Below are 20,533 nucleotides of genomic sequence, written 5' to 3'. Positions count from 1 at the left end.
ATCTTCAGCCGGGCGAACGTAAACTTGTCGCACTATGAGCATCACCGAAGAGCGCAGCACCATCACGCGGTCGGACGCAGCTGTGCGTCCGGACGGGCGCGCGCGCACCTATGAGGTCCGCACGTTCGGCTGCCAGATGAACGTGCACGACTCGGAACGCCTCAGCGGCTCGCTGGAAGCGGCGGGCTATGTGGCCGCAGACGGCGAAGAGGCCGACATCGTCGTCATCAACACCTGTGCGGTCCGTGAGAACGCGGACAACAAGCTGTACGGCAACCTCGGTCACCTCGCCGCCGTCAAGAAGCGCCACGACGGGATGCAGATCGCCGTCGGCGGCTGCCTCGCCCAGAAGGACAAGAACGTCATCCTGGAGAAGGCGCCCTGGGTCGACGTCGTGTTCGGCACCCACAACATGGGCTCCCTGCCGAGTCTGCTCGAACGGGCGCGCCACAACGACGCCGCCGAGATCGAGATCCTCGAAGCGCTCGAAACGTTCCCGTCGACGCTGCCCACCAAGCGCGACTCCAGCTACAGCGGGTGGGTGTCCATCTCGGTCGGCTGCAACAACACGTGCACCTTCTGCATCGTCCCCTCCCTGCGCGGTAAGGAGAAGGACCGCCGACCAGGCGACATCCTGGCCGAGATCCAGGCACTCGTCGACGACGGCGCCATCGAGGTCACCCTGCTCGGCCAGAACGTCAACTCGTACGGCGTCGAGTTCGGCGACCGTCAGGCGTTCTCCAAGCTGCTTCGCGCGGCGGGCGAGATCGACGGGCTCGAGCGCATCCGGTTCACCAGCCCGCACCCCGCCGCCTTCACCGACGACGTGATCGACGCCATGGCGGAGACGGAGTCGGTCATGCCCCAGCTGCACATGCCTTTGCAGTCCGGTTCCGACCGCATCCTGAAGGCGATGCGTCGCTCTTACCGCTCCGAGAAGTTCCTCGGCATCCTCGACCGCGTGCGCGCGAAGCTGCCGGATGCGGCGATCAGCACCGACATCATCGTCGGCTTCCCCGGCGAGACGGAAGAGGACTTCCTCGAGACGATGCGCGTCGTCGAAGCTGCGCGCTTCGCCTCCGCGTTCACGTTCCAGTACTCGATCCGGCCTGGCACCCCGGCCGCGACGATGGACGAGCAGGTCCCGAAGGCGGTCGTGCAGGACAGGTACGAGCGCCTCATCGCCCTGCAGGAGCGCATCTCGCTCGAAGAGAACGAGAAGGTCGTCGGACGCCAGGTCGAACTCCTCGTCGCCAACGGCGAGGGCCGAAAGGACGCCGACACGCACCGCCTCAGCGGCCGCGCCCATGACAGCCGACTGGTCCACTTCGAGGTTCCGGCCGGGTCGCCTGTGCCGCGCCCAGGAGACGTCGTCACGGTGACGGTCACCCAGGCCGCGCCGTTCTACCTGATCGCCGACTCGGCAGACGGGGCGCCGCTCGCGATCCGCCGCACCCGCGCCGGCGACGCGTGGGATAGGGCGGAGGCTGAGTCCTGCGCCGTACCGACGCACGGCGACGGCGTCGCGTCCGGCGGAAAGGGCCGCGTGTCGCTCGGCCTGCCGACCCTGCGCATCGGAGAGCCGCTCACCTCGCCCGGCGTCGGCACGATGCCGATCTACGACCCGACGGACGGCCAGCGCTGACCGCGCAGGCCACCCCGGACGGCGACCGTCACTCCGCTACGCGTGGCGACGGGGTCGTGCCCGCTTCCGAACGCGACGCCGTGCGCCCGGCCGACGACGGCCACGCCCAGCCCGCCGGCGCCACCGACCTCGACCTCGAACACGACCTCGAACGCGGCGCCTCCACCACTCCCGTCGTGGCCATCGTCGGCCCGACCGGCACGGGCAAGACCGACCTGTCGCTCGACCTCGCCGAGCGGCTGCGCGCGGACGGGCGAGGCGCGGAGATCGTCAACGCCGACGCCATGCAGCTCTACCGCGGGATGGACATCGGCACCGCGAAGATCGGTCAGCACGAGTGGCGTGGCGTCCCGCACCACTTGTTCGACGTGCTCGACGTCACCGACGAAGCCACGGTCGCTCGCTACCAGCCTGAGGCGCGTGCCGCGGTCAGCGACATCCTCGATCGCGGCAGCGTGCCCATCCTCGTCGGCGGCTCGGGGCTGTACGTGTCGAGCGTCATCTACGACTTCCGCTTTCCTGGCACAGTCCAGGCCCTCCGCGCCGAACTCGAAGCGGAGCTCACCGCGCACGGTCCAGGGCTGCTGTACCGGCGGCTCCTCGACGTCGACCCGGCCGCCGCGGCGAACATCGGGCCGAGCAACGGGCGTCGGCTGGTGCGGGCGCTCGAGGTGGTCGCCATCACAGGCGAGCCGGTCAGCGCATCCCTGCCGGACGAGCCCGTCCCCTGGCGGCCGGCCACCATCATCGGTCTCGCCGCCCCGCGCGACCAGCTGACCGCCCGCCTGGATGCACGCGTCGAACGGATGTGGGACGCGGGGCTCCTCGATGAGGTCGAGCGGCTCATCCCGCTCGGCCTTGAGCGCGGCGTGACGGCCAGCCGCGCCATCGGCTACGCGCAGGCCCTCGCCGAACTGCGCGGAGGGCTCAGCCGCGCAGAGGCCATCGCGCAGACCCAGCAGCTGACCAGGCGGTATGCGCGGAGGCAGGTGAGCTGGTTCAAGCGGTACCCGCGCATCCACTGGCTGGACTACGACGACGAGAATCTGACGGCCTCGGCGCTCGGTAGGCTGTGAGGATGGCGACAACCATCCACTTCACCAAAGGTCAGGGCACGGGAAACGACTTCGTGCTGTTCTCCGACCCGGACGGCCAGGTGAACCTCAGTGCGACGCAGATCGCGGAGCTCTGCGACAGGCACTTCGGGATCGGCGCGGACGGCATCATCCGCGCCGTGCGGTCGAAGCACCTGCCGGAGGGCGCTGAGGCGCTGGCGGAGGACGACGCCGCCGAGTGGTTCATGGACTACTACAACGCGGACGGGTCACCGGCGGAGATGTGCGGCAACGGCATCCGGGTGTACGTGCGCTACCTGCTCGAGTCCGGCCTGGCCGAACTCGCGGACGGCGACACCCTCGCCATCGGCACCCGCTCCGGCGTGCGCGATGTGCAGCGCAACCTCACCGGGTTCCAGGTGGACCTCGGACGGTGGGCGCTCGACGGCGGCGAACCGCTGGTGCGCGCCAAGGAGCTTCCCGTGGCACGGCCAGGGCTCGGCATCGACATGGGCAACCCGCACGTCGTGGTCGCCGTCGCCGACGAGTCGGAGCTCGAAGCCGCCGACCTCAGCTACATCCCGCACATCGAGCCGGAGCCTGTCGACGGGGCGAACGTGGAGTTCGTCGTGCCGCACGAGCCGCTGATCGTCGACGGCGTCGGACGCATCAGGATGCGCGTGCACGAGCGCGGAAGCGGCGAGACGCTGTCGTGCGGCACCGGCGCAGCCGCCGCGGCCCTCGCGGTCCGCTATTGGGCAGGCCAGGGAGCCCCGAACCAGTGGCGAGTGGATGTGCCGGGCGGCACGGTCGGCGTACGGATGTTCGCGACGGAGGACGGCGAGCACGTCGCACTCTCCGGGCCCGCCGAGCTCGTATACACCGGCACCATCGACCTCGCCTGACCCCACCCGACCCCGTCAGGGGGCGCGGCGGGCGCGGAGGACGCGGTAGCCCTTGGAGGTGGCGGCGCGGGTGGTGGTCAGGTCGGGGAAAGTGGCCTGCATCCAGCGGTGCAGCGAGTCGGAGCCGAGGTTGCGCTGGACGACCAGCCAAGCGTCCGAGCCGGGTTCGAGACGCGGCAGCCAGCGCTCCAGCAGATTGTGCAGCTCGTTCTTTCCCACCCGGATGGGCGGATTCGACCAGATCGTCGTAAAAAATACATCATCGGGAACATCATCGGGCGTGGATGTGTTTACATTGGTGAGACCGAGCTTCTGCGCGTTCCTGCGCACCACGTCCAACGCTCGGGTATTGACGTCGACGGCCCAGACGGTCGCGTGAGGGGATTCGAGAGCAAGTGTGAGAGCCACAGGCCCCCAGCCGCATCCGAGGTCCAAGAGGTGACCTCCCGGCGGTGCTGAGGGGACATGGTCGAGGAGCACTCGCGTACCCGTGTCAACGCGCTCGGGGCTGAAGATTCCGTTCGCCGTCGTCAACTCGTAGGTCTGTCCGGCGAGTCGGACGGTGAACGGACGGAGCTTCAGTTCGCTCTCGGGCGCCGGGGAAAAGTAGTGATCTCCGCTGGCCATAAGAGGACCGTACAGGACGCTAACAAACTAGGGTTAACCCAGATGCAGGATTTTCAGATGAATGAACATGTGAGCACAGAAGAAACGCCGACGGCCGACCAGCCGACGGACACCAGCCGCGACGCCGACGTCGTTGCCCGCGTGCTCGCCGCCGCGGAGAGCCGCGCCGGCATGACCTTGTTCGGTGGCGGCGCTCAGGCGCTGCAGACCGAGCACACCGACGACGCCGGTCACGATGGCGAGCAGTTCGAACGCGAGGAACGCGCAGCGCTCCGGCGCGTCTCCGGGCTCTCCACCGAGCTCGAAGACGTCACGGAGGTCGAGTACCGGCAGCTGCGCCTCGAGAACGTCGTACTCATCGGCGTCTACTCGCAGGGTTCGCTGCAGGATGCGGAGAACTCCATCCGCGAGCTCGCCGCGCTGGCGGAGACCGCTGGCGCCGTGGTGCTCGACGGTCTGCTCCAGCGACGACCGCACCCCGACCCGAGCACCTACCTCGGCAAGGGCAAGGCGCAGGAGCTCGCAGGGGTGGTCGCCGCTCTCGGAGCGGACACCGTGATCGCCGACACCGAGCTGGCGCCGAGCCAACGGCGCGCGCTCGAAGACGTGGTGAAGGTGAAGGTGATCGACCGCACGGCCGTGATCCTCGACATCTTCAGCCAGCACGCCAAGAGCCGGGAGGGCAAGGCGCAGGTCGAGCTCGCGCAGCTCGAATACCTGCTGCCGCGTCTGCGCGGCTGGGGCGAGTCGATGTCCAGGCAGGCAGGTGGCCAGGTCGGCGGCGCGGGCGCCGGTATGGGTTCGCGTGGTCCTGGTGAGACGAAGATCGAGCTGGACCGTCGCCGCATCCACACCAGGATGGCCAAACTGCGCAAGCAGATCGCCGGGTTCAAACCGGCGCGCGAGGCGAAGCGGGCGAACCGCAACCGCAACGCCGTGCCGTCCGTCGCCATCGCCGGGTACACCAACGCGGGCAAGTCGAGTCTGCTCAACCGCATCACCAAGGCGGGCGTGCTCGTCGAGAACGCGCTGTTCGCGACCCTGGATGCGACCGTCCGCAAGTCGGTGACCGCGGACGGCCGCCTGTACACGCTGGCCGACACCGTCGGATTCGTGCGCAACCTGCCGCATCAGCTGGTCGAGGCGTTCCGCTCCACGCTCGAAGAGGTGGCGGAGTCGGACGTGATCGTCCACGTGGTCGACGGTTCGCATCCAGACCCCGCCAGTCAGCTGGCGACGGTGCGGGATGTGATCGGCGAGGTCGGTGCGCGCGAACTGCCGGAGATCGTGGTCTTCAACAAGTCCGACCTGATCACGCCGGACGACCGGCTGGTCCTTCGCGGGCTGGAGCCGGGGGCGATCTTCGCCTCTGCGCGCACGGGCGAGGGGATCGACGAGATCCTCGCGGCCATCGCGCGGCTGCTGCCCGACAACTCGGTGGAGGTCGACCTGGTCGTCCCATACGACCGCGGCGACCTCATCTCGGCTCTGCACGAGCGCGGGCGCGTCGTCTCGACCGAGTACGTCGAGGATGGCACGAGGGTGCGGGCGCGGGTGATGCCGGAGTACCTGTCGGTGTTCGAGGCGTTCGCGGTGGAACCGACCGCGTAGCGCACGCCGCACGACAGGCACGACACGCCGCACAGTACGAAAGAGCGGGCACGGACGAATCGTCCGCGCCCGCTTTTCCGTCTTCCGGCGTCACACGGTGACACAGGGATTCCGTCGCACAGCAACCGTTGCTAGATTGCCATTCAACCGCAGCGGGCGACCCGCTCGGTGGTGCGACAGCCGAGCCCGGCACCCGCCCGCGAAAACCCTCACCGAACGGCCACGGCCGCCCGGCGGGGCCCCACCTTGACCGAGGCGGGCGCGGCCCCGGGCGGGGCGACGCGTCACGCCACCGACACCAGAGGACGCCATGAGCTGTACCGACGCGCGGTTCTCCTTCGAGCTGTACCCGCCGCGGAACGCGCGCGCCGCCGAGGCGCTGCCCGCGACGATCCAGAAGCTCGCGGCCGCGCATCCGGAGTTCATCTCTGTCACCTACGGCGCCAACGGGTCGTCCAGGTCGTCGTCGCTCGAGGTACTGCGCTACATCCTCGACAACACCGATGTCAGCCCGATGGCGCACCTCACCTGCGTCGGCTCGTCGCACGCGGAGGCCGGGCAGCTCATCCGGGAGTTCCTGGATGCGGGTATCCGGCGGTTCCTGGCCGTGCGTGGCGACCCACCCGCCGGCCTGGCGCCGGGGGAGACCGGCCTCGGCGACCTGCACAGCTCCGCCGAGCTGGTGCAGCTCATCCACCGGGTGCAGGCCGAGCGCGTCCCGTACGGCGAGCTCGCCGTCCCGGGGCTGCCTGCCAGCACCGTGCTGTCGCACCGCGAGCACGTGCAGATCGCGGTGGCCGCGTTCCCCAACGGGCACCCGACGTCGCACGGCGTCAGCCAGGACATCGACACCCTGCTCGCCAAGCAGGCCGCAGGGGCGAACCTCGGCATCACCCAGCTGTTCTTCCACCCGGAGGACTACCTCAGCTTCGCCCAGAAGGCACGGGATGCCGGCGTCCTCTTCCCGATCCTGCCCGGCATCATGCCCGTGACCAGTCCTGCGAGGCTCAAGCGGATGCTCGAATTGAGCGGGGAGGACCTGCCGAGCGAGCTCGCCATCCAGCTCGAGATCGAGCCGACCGAGGAAGGCCAGCGCGAGATCGGCATCGCCTGGGCGGCCGGCTTCGCGCGCAGGCTGCTCGACGGCGGCGCCCCCGGCATCCACCTGTACACGTTCAACCAGCACGAGGCGGTGCTCGCGGTGCTCAGCAGGATCGGGCTCCTCGACGCGAACGCCTCCTCCACGACCAGCACCAGACCGACCGACCCCAGCACCACCGAAAGGGAACCAGCATGACCGACACCACCCCCAGCATCCCGTTCCCGACGGGAACGATCATCGGCTACCCGCGCATCGGGCGCAGGCGCGAGCTGAAGAAGGCCGTGGAGAGCTTCTGGGCGGGGAACATCACCGCCGACGAGCTCGAGGCGACCGCCGCCGAGCTGCGCTCCGTCACGCGCGACCGTCTCGCGGCGCTGGGCCTCGGCCGGGACGACGCCTCGATTCCGGAGAGCTTCAGCTACTACGACCAGGTGCTGGATGCGGCGGTCACGGTCGGCGCGATCCCGTCGCGGTTCGCCTCCCTCGCGGACGCGGACGGCGCCGTCGACCTGGCAGGCTACTTCACCATCGCCCGAGGCGAAGGGGAGAACGCTCCGCTGGAGATGACCAAGTGGTTCGACTCCAACTATCACTACCTGGTGCCGGAGATCGGGCCGGAGACCGCGTTCCGGCTCGCGTCCGACCGCATCGTGCGCGAGTTCGAGGAGGCGAAGGCGGCCGGGTTCGTCACGCGTCCCGTGATCGTCGGTCCTGTCACCTTCCTCTTGCTCAGCAAGCCGAGCGACGAGGCGCCGGACGGCTTCAGCCCGCTGTCGCGCCTCGGCGACCTGCTGCCGGTCTACGCCGAACTGCTGTCGCGCCTCGGGGCGGCCGGCGCTCCCTGGGTGCAGCTCGACGAGCCGGCGCTCGTCAGCGAGTCCATCGACGAGCCGCGGGATGCGGTGCTCGCCGCCCTCGCGACGGCGTACGACACTCTCGGCGCCGTCCCCGCGCGACCGGCCCTGTTCGTGGCCGCCCCGTACGGCAGCCTCGACGACGCCCTCCCGGTGATCGCGGCGTCCCCGGTGGAGGCGATCTCGCTCGACCTGGTGCGCGGCACCGTTCCGCGCGGGCTCGACGCCGCGACCGCATCCGGACTGGCGGGCAAGACCGTCGTCGGCGGTGTGGTCGACGGCCACAACATCTGGCGCGGCGACCTCGAAGCCGCCTTCGGCACCCTCACCGAGCTGCTCTCGCTCAGCCCGGACGTTGCCGTGGCGACCTCCACCTCGCTGCAGCACGTGCCGCACGACGTCGACGACGAGCCGGAGCTGTCCGACCAGCTGAAGAGCTGGCTGGCGTTCGCCGACCAGAAGGTCGGGCAGGTCGCGACGCTGGCGCGCGGGCTGGTCGACGGCCACGAGGCCATCCAGGATGAGCTGAGTGCCGCATCCACCGCCCTGGCGGACCGTGCGGCTGCGCCCGGCGTGCGGGTTCCCGCCGTGCGGGCACGCGAGGAGGCGCTGACCGAGGCCGACTTCGCGCGCGGAGAGTACGCCGACCGGCTGGAGGCTCAGGATGCGGCGCTCGGGCTGCCGTTCCTGCCGACCACCACGATCGGGTCGTTCCCGCAGACCGGCGACATCCGCCGCTCCCGCGCCCAGTTCGCCAAGGGGCTGATCACAGAGGCCGAGTACCTGAGCAGGATGCGCGACGAGATCAAGCGCGTCGTCGACCTGCAGGAGGAGATCGGCATCGACGTCATCGTGCACGGCGAGCCGGAGCGCAACGACATGGTGCAGTACTTCGCCGAGAACCTCGACGGGTTCGCAGTGACCCAGAACGGCTGGGTGCAGTCGTACGGCTCCCGCTGTACCCGTCCGTCCATCCTGTGGGGCGACGTGTCGCGGCCGAAGCCGATCACGGTCGAGTGGTCGACGTACACGCAGAGCCTCACGCCGAAGCCGGTCAAGGGGATGCTGACAGGGCCGGTGACGATCCTGGCGTGGTCGTTCGTGCGCGACGACCAGCCGCTCGGCGAGACCGCGCGTCAGGTGGCGCTCGCACTGCGCGACGAGATCGCCGACCTGGAGTCGGCAGGCATCCGGGTGGTGCAGGTCGACGAGCCAGCGTTGCGCGAACTGCTGCCGCTCAAGAAGGCGGACCACGCGTCGTACCTGGACTGGTCGGTCGGGTCGTTCCGGCTCGCGACGTCCGGAGTGCGCGACGAGACGCAGATCCACACGCACCTCTGCTACTCGGAGTTCGGCGTGGTCATCGACGCGATCCGCAACCTGGATGCGGACGTCACCAGCATCGAGGCGGCCAGGTCGCGCATGGAGGTCGTCCACGACATCCAGAGCTCCGGGTTCGAGCACGGCATCGGCCCCGGCGTGTACGACATCCACTCGCCGCGCGTGCCGTCGGTCGCCGAGGTGACCGAGCTGCTCGAGACGGCGCTCGGGGCGATCCCCGGCCGCCAGCTCTGGGTGAACCCGGACTGCGGACTGAAGACGCGCGGCTACGACGAGACGGTGGCGTCGCTGCGCAACATCATCGAGGCGACGCGGGCCGTGCGCGCCGCAGCTCCGGTCACCGCGTAACGCGAACTCCCCGGCAAGCGAGCCCAGGGTCTTTCCCCGTATTCCTGCAGGATGCGGCGAAAACCCTGGGCTCGATCGCGTTCGGGTGGGATCGGGGTGAGGATGGGGGAATGGTGGACATCGGTGCTGACGAATTCGAGGCGATGGTCGGCGAGGTGTTCGACGCGCTGCCCCCGGACATGGTCGCGCCCCTGGAGAACGTGGCGATCCTGATCGAGGACCAGCCGCAGGGAGCCAGGCCGCGGTTGTACGGGCTGTACAGCGGGCATCCACTGACCAGGCGCGGCGTCTACGGATTCGGCGAGCTGCCGGACCGGATCACCCTGTACCGCAACAACCTCGCGGCCGGCGCGGCCGATCTGGATGCGCTGCGCGCGCGCGTCAGGGTGACCCTGGTGCACGAGATCGGTCACTACTTCGGCCTCACCGACGCCCGCCTGCAGGAGCTCGGCTGGGCCTGACCCGCCCCGCAGACAATCGAGTCCGGAGTTGTTTACGGCCGGACACGGCGGGTCACGTGAACAACTCCGGACTCGATGGTGTGGGTCAGACGGCGCGGAGGACCGCGACGACCTTGCCGAGGACTTCGGCGTAGTCGCCGAGGATGGGCTCGAAGTTGGAGTTGCGGGGGAGCAGCCAGGTGTGGCCGTCGCGCTGGCGGAACACCTTGACCGTGGCTTCGTCGTCGAGCATGGCCGCGACGATGTCGCCGTTCTCCGCGGTCTTCTGCGTGCGGACGACGACCCAGTCGCCGTCGCAGATGGCGGCGTCGATCATCGACTCGCCCACGACCTTCAGCATGAAGAGCTCACCGTTCCCGACGAGCTGCCTGGGGAGGGGGAAGACTTCCTCCACCTGCTGCTCTGCGGTGATCGGCACGCCGGCGGCGATGCGGCCGACGAGCGGGACCATCGCGGCGTCGCCGACGGGGGTCTGGTTCTCGTAGTCGACGGACTCCGAGGAGTTCGACGGCAGGTCGATCAGGATCTCCAGCGCGCGCGGGCGGTTCGGGTCGCGGCGCAGGTAGCCGCTCAGCTCGAGCTGGTTGAGCTGGTGCGTGACGCTCGACAGCGACGAGAGGCCGACGGCGTCGCCGATCTCGCGCATGCTCGGCGGATAGCCGCGCTGGCTCACCGATCGCTGGATGACGTCGAGGATGGCCAGCTGCTTCTCGCTCAGGTTCTTACGTCTGCGCGTGCCCCCGCGCTCGCGTGCTCCCTGGTTGTCGTTCGCCACGGTCGTCCCTTTCGTGACCCGTCTGCGCATCCGGCCGGCCCGAATGTCGGTGGTGCCTGGTTGAGTGAAGTCCAGACAATCGAAACTGTATCCACGATGCAGGGGTAAAACAAACATGTGTTCGAGCGTGTCTCGAAATCACTGGTGTTTTTCGTCGTTGTATCGTGCTTGTGGTTTCGAACATTCGAAGATATATTCGGAACACAGCTTCGCATCCGGCCTGCCGGCCAAGCACCGGGTGCGGAATCTTAGGAGGTCAGCAGCATGAGCACAGCAACGATCACGATGTCGTCGTCGCAGTTCCCGACGCCCGTGGGCGCGCGCACGCGCCTTCGTCTCACGCGACGCGGACGCGTCGTCCTCACCATGCTGGCCTCTGTGCCGCTCATCGTCGGAGCCCTCGTCTTCGCGCTCAACGGCGGGGGCGCAGCGGCCTCGGGCGACCAGGCACACGTGCAGTTCCACTACGTGACGGTCGAGTCCGGCCAGTCCCTCTGGAGCATCGCGGAGAAGGTCGCGCCGAGCGCCGACCCGCGCGATGTGATCGCCGACATCGTCTCGCTGAACCAGCTCGACACCGCCGTGGTGTCGCCCGGGCAGCAGCTGGCTATCCCGACGCAGTACGCGCGGTAGGGATGCGGGCCGGCTCCTGAGGGACCGGTTCTTCGGAAGGTTCCGGGGAAGAATTCGGGAAGGGCGTGCCTGGGAGGGTGCGCCCTTTCTGTATGCCCGGTGCGCCAGCGCGTGGGTGCTCCGTTCGGAAGGAGATGCGCGGCGATGGGGCTCCGTTCTCCGTGTGTACGGAGCGCCGTCAGCGCCAGCGGCCCCAGGCGCCCGCAGCCGTCGTCCACGCCACCCGGCGTCACACGGTGCGCGGCGTGACTAGCATTGATGGGTGACTTCTCTTTCCGATTTGCCGATTCGTGATGACTTGCGGGGGAAGACCCCGTACGGAGCGCCGCAGAAGGTTGTTCCGGTGGCGCTGAACGTGAACGAGAACACGCATCCGGTACCCGCGGATGTGGCGGCGGACATCGTCGCGCGCATCTCGGCGGCGATCGGGGGAGTCAACCGCTACCCTGACCGGGAGTTCACCGAGCTGCGGGAGGCCTTCGCACGGTATCTGGGGCACGGGCTCACGGCGGAGAACATCTGGGCGGCCAACGGATCCAACGAGGTGCTGCAGCACATCCTGCAGGCGTTCGGAGGACCGGGGCGCAGCCTGCTCGGGTTCAGCCCGACCTATTCCATGTATCCGCTGCTCGCGTCAGGGACCGGCACCAGCTGGATCGCCGCGCAGCGCGACGGAGAGTTCGAACTGTCCGCCGAGACAGCGGCGGAGCAGATCCGGCGCGAAGACCCGGACATCGTCATTCTGTGCTCGCCGAACAACCCGACGGGCACGCCGCTCTCTCTCGCGACCATCGAAGCAGCATACGAGGCCGCCCGCGGCATCGTGATCGTCGACGAGGCGTACGCCGAGTTCCTGCCGGACGGCGAGCAGACCGCCCTCGGCCTGCTGCCCGGCCGTCCTCGCCTGCTGATCTCGCGCACCATGAGCAAAGCGTTCGCGTTCGCCGGAGCGCGCGTCGGCTACCTCGCCGCAGACCCGGCCGTCGTGGATGCACTCCGCCTCGTGCGGCTGCCGTACCACCTGTCCGCGCTCACGCAGGCCGCCGCCACCGCTGCGCTCGCCCACTCCGGCGAGATGCTCGCGATGGTCGGGGAGATCCGCATCCAGCGCGACCGGCTGGTCACCGAACTGGCCAGGCTCGGCTACCAGCCGCACCGCAGCGGAAGCAACTTCGTGCTGTTCGGCGGCGTCGCAGACCCGCAGGCGACGTTCGAGGCGCTGCTCGCCCGCGGCGTCCTCATCCGCGACGTCGGCATCCCGCACCACCTGCGCGTCACCGCGGGCACCGAGGCGGAGACCAGCGCGTTCCTCGACGCTCTGGCGGCGCTCGGGCGTCCGGACGCCCCGGTAAACTCGCAGTCATGACGAATCGCATCGCCACTCTGCAGCGCGAGACCAGCGAGTCCAGCATCGAGCTGAGCATCGACCTCGACGGCACGGGCGCCACGGACATCGAGACGTCCGTGCCGTTCTACGACCACCTGCTCACGGCGTTCGCGAAGCACTCGCTCACCGACCTGCGCGTGCGCGCCGACGGCGACACCGATATCGACGTGCACCACACCGTCGAAGACATCGGCATCGTCCTCGGCCAGGCGATCAAGATCGCGCTCGGCGACAAGCGCGGCATCTCCCGCTACGGCGATGCCCTGGTGCCCCTCGACGAGGCGCTCGTCCAGGCCGTCGTCGACATCTCCGGGCGTCCGTACCTCGTGCACACCGGCGAGCCGGCCGGGTTCGAGTTCCACCTGATCGGCGGGCACTTCACCGGGTCGATGGTGCGTCACGTCTTCGAGGCGATCTCGTTCAACGCGGCCATCACCACGCACATCACCGTCGTCGGCGGGCGCGACCCGCACCACATCGCCGAGTCCGAGTTCAAGGCGTTCGCCCGCGCGTTCCGTCAGGCGAAGGCTCTCGACCCGCTGATCACGGGCATTCCATCCACCAAGGGGGCGCTGTGACCGCACCCGATGTCGTCGTCTTCGACTACGGAACGGGTAACGTCCACTCCGCGGTCAAAGCACTCGAAGAAGCGGGCGCGAACGTCGAACTGACCGGCAACCGCCGCCGTGCTCAAGAGGCGGACGGGTTGCTCGTTCCCGGCGTCGGCGCGTTCGCCGCTGTCATCGACGCGCTGCGCGCATCCCACGGCGACGAGGTGATCGACAGGCGCCTCGCCGGGGGACGGCCGGTGCTCGGCATCTGCGTCGGGATGCAGGTGCTGTTCGAGCGCGGCGTCGAACACGGCCTCGAAAGCGAAGGCCTCGGCGAATGGCCGGGCACCGTCGACGTGCTGAAGGCGGACGTCGTTCCGCACATGGGCTGGAACACAGTCGAAGCGCCGGAGGGCTCCGCCCTGTTCGACGGTCTCCGCGACGAGCGGTTCTACTTCGTGCACTCCTACGCGGCGCAGGACTGGACCCTGGACGTCGTCCCTCCGTTCCCGAAGCCGCGCGTCACCTGGGCGGAGCACGGCACCCGCTTCATCGCCGCCGTCGAGAACGGGCCGCTCAGCGCGACCCAGTTCCACCCGGAGAAGTCCGGGCGCGCGGGCATCCAGCTCCTCCGCAACTGGATCGGCACCCTGTAGCCTCCATGCCCACCCCGAGCCCGCCGCCACCGCGCGGGCCCAACCGAGGAAGATCATGAGCGAATTCAACAACACCCCCCGGCTCGTCCTGCTGCCGGCGGTCGACGTGGCAGACGGCAAGGCCGTCCGCCTGACCCAGGGGGAAGCCGGCTCGGAGACGAGCTACGGCGACCCTGTCGACGCTGCGGCCGAGTGGGCCAGCCAGGGCGCGGAGTGGATCCACCTCGTCGACCTCGACGCGGCGTTCGGGCGCGGGAACAACCACGCGATCCTCAAGAAGGTCATCAAGCAGGTCCGCGGCGTCAACGTGGAACTCTCCGGCGGCATCCGCGACGATGCCTCCCTCGAGTCGGCGCTCGAGATCGGCGCGAAGCGCATCAACCTCGGAACGGCGGCACTCGAGAACCCCGAGTGGGCGGCCAACGTGATCGGCCAGTACGGCGAGGCGATCGCGGTCGGTCTCGACGTGCGGGGAACGACCCTCGCAGCGCGCGGCTGGACCAGGGAGGGCGGCGACCTGTGGCAGGTCCTCGACCGCCTCGAAGACGCCGGATGCGCACGCTACGTCGTCACGGACGTCACCAAGGACGGCACCCTCCGCGGGCCGAACCTGGACCTCCTCCGCGAGGTCATGGACCGCACGCCGCGACCCGTGGTCGCGTCCGGCGGCATCTCCAACCTCGACGACATCGCGGCGCTCCGCGAACTGGTTTCGCACGGCCTGGAAGGCGCGATCGTCGGCAAGGCGCTCTACGCCGGCGCGTTCACGCTGCCAGAGGCGCTGGATGTCGCAGGGCACTGAGCCAGGCGACGACCGGATGCGCGGCGCTGACGCTGAGAGCGGCGGCGGTGCGAGCGGTGGGCGTGGTGGTGGTGCGGGTGGTGCGAGTGGTGCGGGCGACGCGAAAGGCGCGAACGGCGGCGTGACGCCGAGTGGTGACGCGCGCGACGCATCCACAGGACCCAGCGCGAAAGGGGCGGCGCGGCTGAGCGGGTTCGCCGCGCAGCTCGCGGCCGACGCTGCACGGCTGGCCGACTCGGCCGGTCAGCCCTGGGAAGGGCGCGAGTTCGACGAGAACGCCTTCGGCGACGACGACGGGAGCGCGCCGCCCGCGCTGCTCGGCGCGCTGGCGGCGTTCCGGGCCGGCGAGGTAGGCGCGGAGGCCGTGGTCGACGCTGTGCGAGCATCCCGGTTGCTGATCCCGCTGATGGCGCGGCTCGGCGAGAGTGACACCACCGACGACGGGCTGCTGATCGACAAGACCCAGGAGCTCGCGATCGTGACCGTCGCCGGACCGGACGGGCGCACCGTACTGCCGGTGTTCTCGTCGGTGACCGCGATGCAGACCTGGAATCGGGATGCCCGCCCCGTGCCGGCGGACGGGATGCGCGTTGCGCTGGCGGCAGCGGCGGAAGACACCGAGCTGGTCGTGCTCGACCCGACCTCGGAGACCGAGTTCGTGCTGCGGCGCCCTGCGCTGTGGGCGATCGCGCAGAGCCGCGCTTGGCTGCCGAGCGACAGGGACCCTGAGGTGTTCGCGGCGTTCACCGCCTCCATCGGTTCCGAGCTCGGCGTGCACGACATCGAACTGGTCGCCGGCGACCCTGGGGCCAGGCTCGCCGGCGAGGAACTGGTGGTGCGGCTGACCCTCGCCGGGGGCCTCACCAGGGATGAGCTGGATGCGGTGCTCGGCCGACTCGCGCAGCGCTGGGCCGCCGACGATGTGATCGCGACGCGTGTCGACTCGCTGCGCGTGCAGCTCCGCGCCGCGGACTGACGCGCGTCCGGGCCCGAGTCCGACCGCTCAGCGGCGCAGCATCCGGAACCCTGCGGCCAGCGACAGCGCCGCGACCACCACCACGAACACCACCAGCACCGGCACCACCGGCCACACGATCAGCGCAACGCCGACCAGGAGCACGGGCACCGCGAGGCCGACGTATGCGATGAGGAAGATCGCCGCGAGCACCTCGCCGCGGCGGTCGGGGGCCGCCAGCGATGCGGCGACCGCGATCGCCGAGCGGAACAGCAGCCCGACCCCCGCCCCGGCGACCACGCCGCTCGCGACGAACAGCGCGAGTCCTGCCGACAGCACGCCGACGGCGAGGCCGGCCAGACCGACGACCACCAGCGGGATGGCGAGCACGAGCTGCGCACGGCCGGAGAGTCGGGCGAACACGATCTGAGACACGGCAGACGCAGCGAACACCGAGAACGGCACGGCCCCGGCGAGGAGGCGCGACGACTCGTGCAGCACGCCGGACAGCACCGTCGGCGCGAGCGACGTGAACAGTCCGAACACCGCGAACCCGGCGAACGCGGCGATGGCCGCCGCGGAGAACGTGCTCCGCGCATCCCGGGGGAGGGAGATGCGCTGTGGCCGGTATGCCGGCCGCTCTTCCGCGCGCTCGACCGTCTCCGGCACCAGGGCGACAGCGACCACAGCGACCGCGAGCACCACGAGGAACACGGCGTACGGGAGGATCAGCGGCGCCGGCAGGAACTGCGCGAGCGCCCCGGCGATCAGCGGGCCGAGAGCCAGGCCGCCGGTGTTGACGACCGTGGAGACGGTTCCGGCGATGCGCGGGCTTTCCTCCGGCCGTGCCGTCGAGCGCAGTTCGCTGAGGTGGGCCGTCGCGCTCGCGGTGAGCGCGCCGACGCCGACGCCGGAGATGACGCGGGCGACCAGCAGGCCGGGAACGTCGTTCCAGAACAGGAAGAGCACGGCAGCCACGATCTCCAGCGCGATAGCCACCAGGACCATCCGGCGCCGTCCTGCCCAGTCGCTGATGTGGCCGATGAGGAACAGGCTCGCGAGCACGCCGATCGCGTACGCGGCGAAGATGACCGTGACCACCCAGGTGGGGAAGCCGTCGCGCTGCTGATAGAGGGCGTATTGCGGGGTCGGCAGCGTGGAGAACGCCATCACCGCGAGGAAGGCGGCGGCGATGACCCAGAACCCCGCGCCGTGACGGAGACGCCACGAGCGGGAGGATGCGGCTGGGCGGGCGGGGGAGGTCGTGAGTGCCATACGCACATCGTGCTCTCGCACGGTGATCGTGTCCAACGGATATCACTGATAATCGTGATCGGTGGCTACGATAACCACGTGGATACCCGTCAGCTCGAATACTTCGTCGCCGTCGCCGACGAACTCAACTTCACCCGCGCGGCCGACCGGGTCTTCGCGGCCCAGTCCACCGTGTCCGCCGGTGTCAGGTCGCTGGAGCGCGAGCTCGGCGGAGCGCTGTTCGAGCGCGACAGGCACCGGGTGCGGCTGACCTCGCTCGGCCGTCAGGTGCTGGATGCGGCACGCACCACTCTCGAAGCCACCGAGCGGATGCGCCTCCTCGCCGACAGCTCAGGCGGTCTCCGCGGCGAGGTGCGCGTCGGGATCTTCACCAACCTCACCACTATCGACCTGCCGGGGATCATGGGCGAGTTCCACGCCCGCCACCCGCTGGTCGACCTGCGCCTCGGGCCGTCGCCGAGCGGATCGACGGGGCTGGCGCGGGATGTGCGGCTCGGCAGGATCGACGTGGCCTTCCTCGGCCTGCCTGGCAGGGTGCCCGACCTGCTCTACCGGGATCTCGCGATCTCGCCGTTCGTCGCTGTGCTGCCGGAAGCGCATCCACTGGCCGGCGCCGACGCCGTGTCGGTGACCGACCTCGCCGCAGACCGCTGGGTGGATGCGCGTGAGGGCTTCGGCAACCGGGTCACCCTCGACCGCGCCCTGGACACGCTCGGGGTCGCCAGGCGGGTGTCGACCGAGCTGTCCGATCTGGGGGAGATCCCGCGGTTCGTCGCCGCGCGGCTCGGGGTGGCGGTGATGCCGCAGCTCACCGTGCTTCCCGCCGCCGGTGCCGTGGTCGTGCCGCTGGTGGAGCGCATCGACTGGGTTCTCAGCGCTGTGTCGCGCACGCGGCCGAGCGCGGCGGCGGCGGCCATGCTCGAACTGCTCGGCGAGCGTTTCGGACCGCTGGCACAGTCCGTGGAGGAGTGAGCGGCAGGCTCGCCCTTTCCACGGACAGGGTCCCAGGCGTACTCTGTCCCCGTCTGACGCCGCATTCTCCCGATCGGAGCAGATCATGGGCTGGACAGTACGGAACCTGACAGACACGTTCCACTTCCCGACGGGTGTCTTCGCGCCCGCCGCATACGACTTCCCCGACGACAGAACCCGGCACGTCATCTACCTGGGCGGGTCGGGCGTCTCCGACAACACCGGGATGCTGCACGAGCTGTACTGCGGGTCGGACGACGTCTGGCACGAGAAGGACCTGATGGACGAGAGCGGCGCCCCGCACTCGTCGTCGCCTCCGAAGGCGTACCTGTTCGTGCTGGAGGGTACGCAGCACGTCCTCTACCTCGGCACGACGGCGGACGGGCATCTGCGCGAGCTGTACCAGGACGACGGCTGGCACGCCAACGACCTCACCGCCGACTCGGGAGCGCAGGCGGCACAGAAGGCCGCGCAGGGGTTCGAATATTCGGCAGGGCGGGCGCAGGTGGTCGTGTTCCAGGGCATCGACAGGCACGTCCACGTGCTCACGCGGAAATCCAAGGACGACGGAGACCCCACCTGGGTGCACAAAGACCTCACCTGGGATCACGGCGGTCCGCTGTGCGCGAGGGCGCCCGGCGGGTACGCGTTCTCCGCCGGCGGCACGATGCACGTCGACTACCTCGGCGACGACGGCCGCATCTACGAATACACAGGCACCTCGAATCTGACCTGGGGCGAGCCCGTCGACATCGGCGCTGGGCTCGACGGGCCGGACGGCTTCGCCGACGACGCATACCGCGGGTACGGGTTCACCGCGGACGGCACGCGCCACGTGGATGTGGTCGACACTTCGGGAGACGTCTGGGAGTACAGCTTCGACGGGACCTGGTCGGTCGAGAACCTGACGGCGCCGCGCGGGGCGGAGCGTGTGCTGGCAGGCACGAGCGTGTCCGCGTACGCGTTCGAGGCGACGGCTGCCGTGCCGGTCGCCACCCAGCACGTCGTGTATGCCGGAGGCGACCACCGCATCCACGAGCTGTGGAAGGACCCGACAGGCTGGCACGAGAACCCGCTCACGAACGCCGACGACCCCGGAGCCGAGTCGACGCCGTCGGCCTTCGCCGACCACGCGACGTCGACGCAGCACGTGTTCTACACGTCGCAGGCGAACCAGATCGTCGAACTGCGCTGGACGGACCGGCCGTCCCTGTCGGAGGTGGTGCGGCCGCGGCACAGGCTCGACTGAGCCGCCCGGCTTTAGGCTGGAGGCACCATGACCGTCTTCGCCGCCATCGTCCTGTTCCTCAACGCCGTCTTCAACGTCTTCGCCTGGCCGCGGTTCTTCGCCAGAGTCGCCAAAGACACCAGGGCGCGGGATGCGGCGGGCAAGCCGACCCCGTTCCTCATCGTGCACGGCGTGCTGCTCGGGGTCGCGCTGCTGCTCGCGCTCGCCTCGCTCGTGGCGGGGGTGCTGTTGCTGGTCGCCTGACCGGATGGCACCATGAACACATGGCTGTGAACATCACCGGCGACCCAGAGGCTGACGCCGTCCTCGACCAGTCCGCTTTCGCGCTCATCCTCGGGATGCTGCTCGACCAGCAGATCCCGATGGAGACCGCGTTCTCCGGCCCGGCCAAGCTGAAGGACAGGCTCGGTTCGCTCGATCCGGCGACCGTCGCATCCACCGATCCCGAGAAGCTGGTCGAGGTGATGAAGCAGACGCCGGCCGTCCACCGGTTCCCCGGTTCCATGGCCGGGCGGGTGCAGGCGCTCGCCGCGGCGATCGTGAACGACTGGGGCGACGACACCGAGGCGATCTGGACGCAGGGCGACCCGGATGGCCAGGAGATCCTGCGCAGGCTCAAGGCGCTGCCAGGCTTCGGAGAGCAGAAGGCGAAGATCTTCCTCGCGCTGCTCGGCAAGCAGCGTGGGCTGACGGCTCCCGGCTGGCGTGAGGCGGCGGGCGACTACGGCACGGAGGGGTCGTTCCGCTCGGTGGCGGACATCGTGAGCCCGGAGTCGCTGACGAAGGTGCGCGAGTTCAAGCGCGCGGCGAAGGCGGCGGCGAAGAAGGCGTGACGGTGCGCGGCCTCCGTCCCATGCGCGGTGTGGATTCAGGCACTGGCGCCCGGCACCGGATGCGGTCCACACTGGGGCGATGACCGACGAGAGCCGCGATGGCATCCCGCCCGTCGTCGCCACGGCGATCGACGCGGCCAACGCTCACGACACGGAGCGCTTCCTCGACACCTTCGCGCCGACGGGGAGCGTCGACGACTGGGGCCGCGTGTTCACCGGCCGCGAGGCGATCAGAGGGTGGAGCGACGGCGAGTTCATCGGCTCGGCCGTCTCGCTCGACGACCTGCAGTTCAGTGCCGTGCCGGACGGCGTGGCCGTGACGGCGCTGGTCGGAGGCTCAGGGTTCAACGGGCCGTCGACGTTCACCTTCCTGGTGGGGCACGGCGGCATCGAGCGGATGACGATCACCGCCTGACGCGGCGGCGTCGGTGGTTCCGGATAGGCTCGCTGGCAGCGGCGGCCGCTGGGGTCGTCCGAGTCGCCGGAGGGAGCGAAC

Annotated in this window: 21 protein-coding genes; 18 read left to right on the top strand and 3 right to left on the bottom strand. The window is 69.6% G+C overall.

Annotation, left to right across the window (positions count from 1 at the left end):
- Nucleotides 1-34: 34 nt before the first annotated feature.
- The 3 genes from miaB to dapF all read left to right on the top strand — a co-directional run bounded on the left by miaB (nucleotide 35) and on the right by dapF (nucleotide 3,605).
- Nucleotides 35-1,645, top strand: a complete 1,611-nt coding sequence (gene miaB / locus ACIRCZ_RS06070; protein ID WP_402850670.1) for a tRNA (N6-isopentenyl adenosine(37)-C2)-methylthiotransferase MiaB — start codon at nucleotides 35-37, stop codon at nucleotides 1,643-1,645.
- A gap of 176 nt (nucleotides 1,646-1,821) precedes the next feature.
- Nucleotides 1,822-2,721 carry a tRNA (adenosine(37)-N6)-dimethylallyltransferase MiaA gene (gene miaA / locus ACIRCZ_RS06065; RefSeq protein WP_402851675.1) on the top strand — a complete coding sequence of 300 codons (900 nt, stop codon included), beginning with the start codon at nucleotides 1,822-1,824 and terminating at the stop codon, nucleotides 2,719-2,721.
- Between the two features lie 2 nt (nucleotides 2,722-2,723).
- Entirely contained in the window at nucleotides 2,724-3,605 is an 882-nt protein-coding gene (gene dapF / locus ACIRCZ_RS06060) for a diaminopimelate epimerase (RefSeq protein ID WP_055895799.1), read from the top strand.
- A gap of 15 nt (nucleotides 3,606-3,620) precedes the next feature.
- Here the strand turns inward: dapF and ACIRCZ_RS06055 are convergent, their stop codons facing one another.
- Nucleotides 3,621-4,232, bottom strand: coding sequence for a class I SAM-dependent methyltransferase (locus ACIRCZ_RS06055; protein WP_200949646.1), 612 nt, complete (start codon nucleotides 4,230-4,232; stop codon nucleotides 3,621-3,623).
- A 57-nt stretch (nucleotides 4,233-4,289) separates the two neighbouring features.
- Between ACIRCZ_RS06055 and hflX the strand changes: the two genes are divergently transcribed.
- The 4 genes from hflX (at nucleotide 4,290) to ACIRCZ_RS06035 (ending at nucleotide 9,949) form a co-directional block, all read left to right on the top strand.
- Complete coding sequence (gene hflX / locus ACIRCZ_RS06050; RefSeq protein ID WP_402850665.1) at nucleotides 4,290-5,843, top strand: GTPase HflX; 1,554 nt, start codon at nucleotides 4,290-4,292, stop codon at nucleotides 5,841-5,843.
- 310 nt (nucleotides 5,844-6,153) lie between these two features.
- Nucleotides 6,154-7,140, top strand: coding sequence for a methylenetetrahydrofolate reductase (locus tag ACIRCZ_RS06045; RefSeq protein WP_402850662.1), 987 nt, complete (start codon nucleotides 6,154-6,156; stop codon nucleotides 7,138-7,140).
- Entirely contained in the window at nucleotides 7,137-9,488 is a 2,352-nt protein-coding gene (metE, locus tag ACIRCZ_RS06040; RefSeq protein ID WP_402850659.1) for a 5-methyltetrahydropteroyltriglutamate--homocysteine S-methyltransferase, read from the top strand. Before ACIRCZ_RS06045 ends, metE begins: the two co-directional genes overlap by 4 nt.
- Before the next feature lie 110 nt (nucleotides 9,489-9,598).
- Nucleotides 9,599-9,949, top strand: a complete 351-nt coding sequence (locus tag ACIRCZ_RS06035) for a metallopeptidase family protein (RefSeq protein ID WP_055895805.1) — start codon at nucleotides 9,599-9,601, stop codon at nucleotides 9,947-9,949.
- 85 nt (nucleotides 9,950-10,034) lie between these two features.
- On the opposite strand, the gene lexA is transcribed toward ACIRCZ_RS06035, so the two are convergent.
- Nucleotides 10,035-10,754, bottom strand: coding sequence for a transcriptional repressor LexA (gene lexA, locus ACIRCZ_RS06030; protein WP_082581450.1), 720 nt, complete (start codon nucleotides 10,752-10,754; stop codon nucleotides 10,035-10,037).
- Nucleotides 10,755-10,988: 234 nt separating this feature from the next.
- Here lexA and ACIRCZ_RS06025 point away from each other — a divergent pair, with 234 nt between their 5' ends.
- The 6 genes from ACIRCZ_RS06025 to ACIRCZ_RS06000 all read left to right on the top strand — a co-directional run bounded on the left by ACIRCZ_RS06025 (nucleotide 10,989) and on the right by ACIRCZ_RS06000 (nucleotide 15,729).
- Nucleotides 10,989-11,357 carry a LysM peptidoglycan-binding domain-containing protein gene (locus tag ACIRCZ_RS06025; RefSeq protein WP_055895810.1) on the top strand — a complete coding sequence of 123 codons (369 nt, stop codon included), beginning with the start codon at nucleotides 10,989-10,991 and terminating at the stop codon, nucleotides 11,355-11,357.
- Nucleotides 11,358-11,619: 262 nt separating this feature from the next.
- Entirely contained in the window at nucleotides 11,620-12,723 is a 1,104-nt protein-coding gene (locus ACIRCZ_RS06020; protein ID WP_402850654.1) for a histidinol-phosphate transaminase, read from the top strand.
- A complete protein-coding gene (gene hisB, locus ACIRCZ_RS06015; protein ID WP_402850651.1) occupies nucleotides 12,720-13,322 on the top strand; it encodes an imidazoleglycerol-phosphate dehydratase HisB in 603 nt (200 codons plus the stop codon). Before ACIRCZ_RS06020 ends, hisB begins: the two co-directional genes overlap by 4 nt.
- Nucleotides 13,319-13,951, top strand: a complete 633-nt coding sequence (gene hisH / locus ACIRCZ_RS06010; RefSeq protein ID WP_402850648.1) for an imidazole glycerol phosphate synthase subunit HisH — start codon at nucleotides 13,319-13,321, stop codon at nucleotides 13,949-13,951. The genes hisB and hisH overlap by 4 nt, the downstream gene beginning before the upstream one ends.
- 55 nt (nucleotides 13,952-14,006) lie before the next feature.
- Nucleotides 14,007-14,753 (top strand): bifunctional 1-(5-phosphoribosyl)-5-((5-phosphoribosylamino)methylideneamino)imidazole-4-carboxamide isomerase/phosphoribosylanthranilate isomerase PriA, encoded by a 747-nt coding sequence (gene priA / locus ACIRCZ_RS06005; RefSeq protein ID WP_055895816.1) that lies wholly within the window; start codon nucleotides 14,007-14,009, stop codon nucleotides 14,751-14,753.
- 16 nt (nucleotides 14,754-14,769) lie between these two features.
- Nucleotides 14,770-15,729 (top strand): SseB family protein, encoded by a 960-nt coding sequence (locus ACIRCZ_RS06000; RefSeq protein WP_402851672.1) that lies wholly within the window; start codon nucleotides 14,770-14,772, stop codon nucleotides 15,727-15,729.
- A 27-nt stretch (nucleotides 15,730-15,756) separates the two neighbouring features.
- On the opposite strand, the gene ACIRCZ_RS05995 is transcribed toward ACIRCZ_RS06000, so the two are convergent.
- Entirely contained in the window at nucleotides 15,757-16,983 is a 1,227-nt protein-coding gene (locus ACIRCZ_RS05995) for an MFS transporter (RefSeq protein ID WP_402850644.1), read from the bottom strand.
- A gap of 78 nt (nucleotides 16,984-17,061) precedes the next feature.
- Here ACIRCZ_RS05995 and ACIRCZ_RS05990 point away from each other — a divergent pair, with 78 nt between their 5' ends.
- From ACIRCZ_RS05990 to ACIRCZ_RS05970, 5 genes are all read left to right on the top strand, one after another.
- Nucleotides 17,062-17,955, top strand: a complete 894-nt coding sequence (locus ACIRCZ_RS05990) for a LysR family transcriptional regulator (RefSeq protein WP_402850641.1) — start codon at nucleotides 17,062-17,064, stop codon at nucleotides 17,953-17,955.
- Between the two features lie 85 nt (nucleotides 17,956-18,040).
- The gene (locus tag ACIRCZ_RS05985; RefSeq protein WP_402850638.1) at nucleotides 18,041-19,204 is read left to right on the top strand and encodes a hypothetical protein; all 1,164 of its coding nucleotides are present in this window, start codon (nucleotides 18,041-18,043) and stop codon (nucleotides 19,202-19,204) included.
- Nucleotides 19,205-19,231: 27 nt separating this feature from the next.
- On the top strand, nucleotides 19,232-19,447 hold the full coding sequence (locus ACIRCZ_RS05980; RefSeq protein ID WP_055895826.1) for an SCO4848 family membrane protein: 216 nt from the start codon (nucleotides 19,232-19,234) through the stop codon (nucleotides 19,445-19,447).
- 20 nt (nucleotides 19,448-19,467) lie between these two features.
- Nucleotides 19,468-20,037, top strand: a complete 570-nt coding sequence (locus ACIRCZ_RS05975; protein WP_402850634.1) for an HhH-GPD-type base excision DNA repair protein — start codon at nucleotides 19,468-19,470, stop codon at nucleotides 20,035-20,037.
- A 79-nt stretch (nucleotides 20,038-20,116) separates the two neighbouring features.
- Nucleotides 20,117-20,452 (top strand): hypothetical protein, encoded by a 336-nt coding sequence (locus ACIRCZ_RS05970; protein WP_055895830.1) that lies wholly within the window; start codon nucleotides 20,117-20,119, stop codon nucleotides 20,450-20,452.
- Nucleotides 20,453-20,533: the final 81 nt, after the last annotated feature.

Source organism: Leifsonia sp. NPDC102414 (assembly GCF_044765685.1).
GTDB lineage: Bacteria > Actinomycetota > Actinomycetes > Actinomycetales > Microbacteriaceae > Leifsonia.
The sequence above is the reverse complement of the archived record's forward strand: the minus strand, read 5'-3'. Positions and strand labels throughout refer to the sequence as shown.

Bases quoted from the DNA above. Each gene is read 5' to 3' on its own strand.
- ACIRCZ_RS06000 (WP_402851672.1), top strand. From the start codon at position 14,770: ATGCGCGGCGCTGACGCTGAGAGCGGCGGCGGTGCGAGCGGTGGGCGT.
- hflX (WP_402850665.1), top strand. From the start codon at position 4,290: ATGAATGAACATGTGAGCACAGAAGAAACGCCGACGGCCGACCAGCCG.
- ACIRCZ_RS05995 (WP_402850644.1), bottom strand. From the start codon at position 16,983: ATGGCACTCACGACCTCCCCCGCCCGCCCAGCCGCATCCTCCCGCTCG.
- miaB (WP_402850670.1), top strand. From the start codon at position 35: ATGAGCATCACCGAAGAGCGCAGCACCATCACGCGGTCGGACGCAGCT.
- ACIRCZ_RS06045 (WP_402850662.1), top strand. From the start codon at position 6,154: ATGAGCTGTACCGACGCGCGGTTCTCCTTCGAGCTGTACCCGCCGCGG.
- ACIRCZ_RS05975 (WP_402850634.1), top strand. From the start codon at position 19,468: ATGGCTGTGAACATCACCGGCGACCCAGAGGCTGACGCCGTCCTCGAC.
- ACIRCZ_RS05980 (WP_055895826.1), top strand. From the start codon at position 19,232: ATGACCGTCTTCGCCGCCATCGTCCTGTTCCTCAACGCCGTCTTCAAC.
- ACIRCZ_RS06025 (WP_055895810.1), top strand. From the start codon at position 10,989: ATGAGCACAGCAACGATCACGATGTCGTCGTCGCAGTTCCCGACGCCC.
- lexA (WP_082581450.1), bottom strand. From the start codon at position 10,754: ATGCGCAGACGGGTCACGAAAGGGACGACCGTGGCGAACGACAACCAG.
- priA (WP_055895816.1), top strand. From the start codon at position 14,007: ATGAGCGAATTCAACAACACCCCCCGGCTCGTCCTGCTGCCGGCGGTC.
- ACIRCZ_RS05985 (WP_402850638.1), top strand. From the start codon at position 18,041: ATGGGCTGGACAGTACGGAACCTGACAGACACGTTCCACTTCCCGACG.
- ACIRCZ_RS06055 (WP_200949646.1), bottom strand. From the start codon at position 4,232: ATGGCCAGCGGAGATCACTACTTTTCCCCGGCGCCCGAGAGCGAACTG.
- metE (WP_402850659.1), top strand. From the start codon at position 7,137: ATGACCGACACCACCCCCAGCATCCCGTTCCCGACGGGAACGATCATC.
- ACIRCZ_RS06035 (WP_055895805.1), top strand. From the start codon at position 9,599: ATGGTGGACATCGGTGCTGACGAATTCGAGGCGATGGTCGGCGAGGTG.
- dapF (WP_055895799.1), top strand. From the start codon at position 2,724: ATGGCGACAACCATCCACTTCACCAAAGGTCAGGGCACGGGAAACGAC.
- ACIRCZ_RS05970 (WP_055895830.1), top strand. From the start codon at position 20,117: ATGACCGACGAGAGCCGCGATGGCATCCCGCCCGTCGTCGCCACGGCG.
- hisB (WP_402850651.1), top strand. From the start codon at position 12,720: ATGACGAATCGCATCGCCACTCTGCAGCGCGAGACCAGCGAGTCCAGC.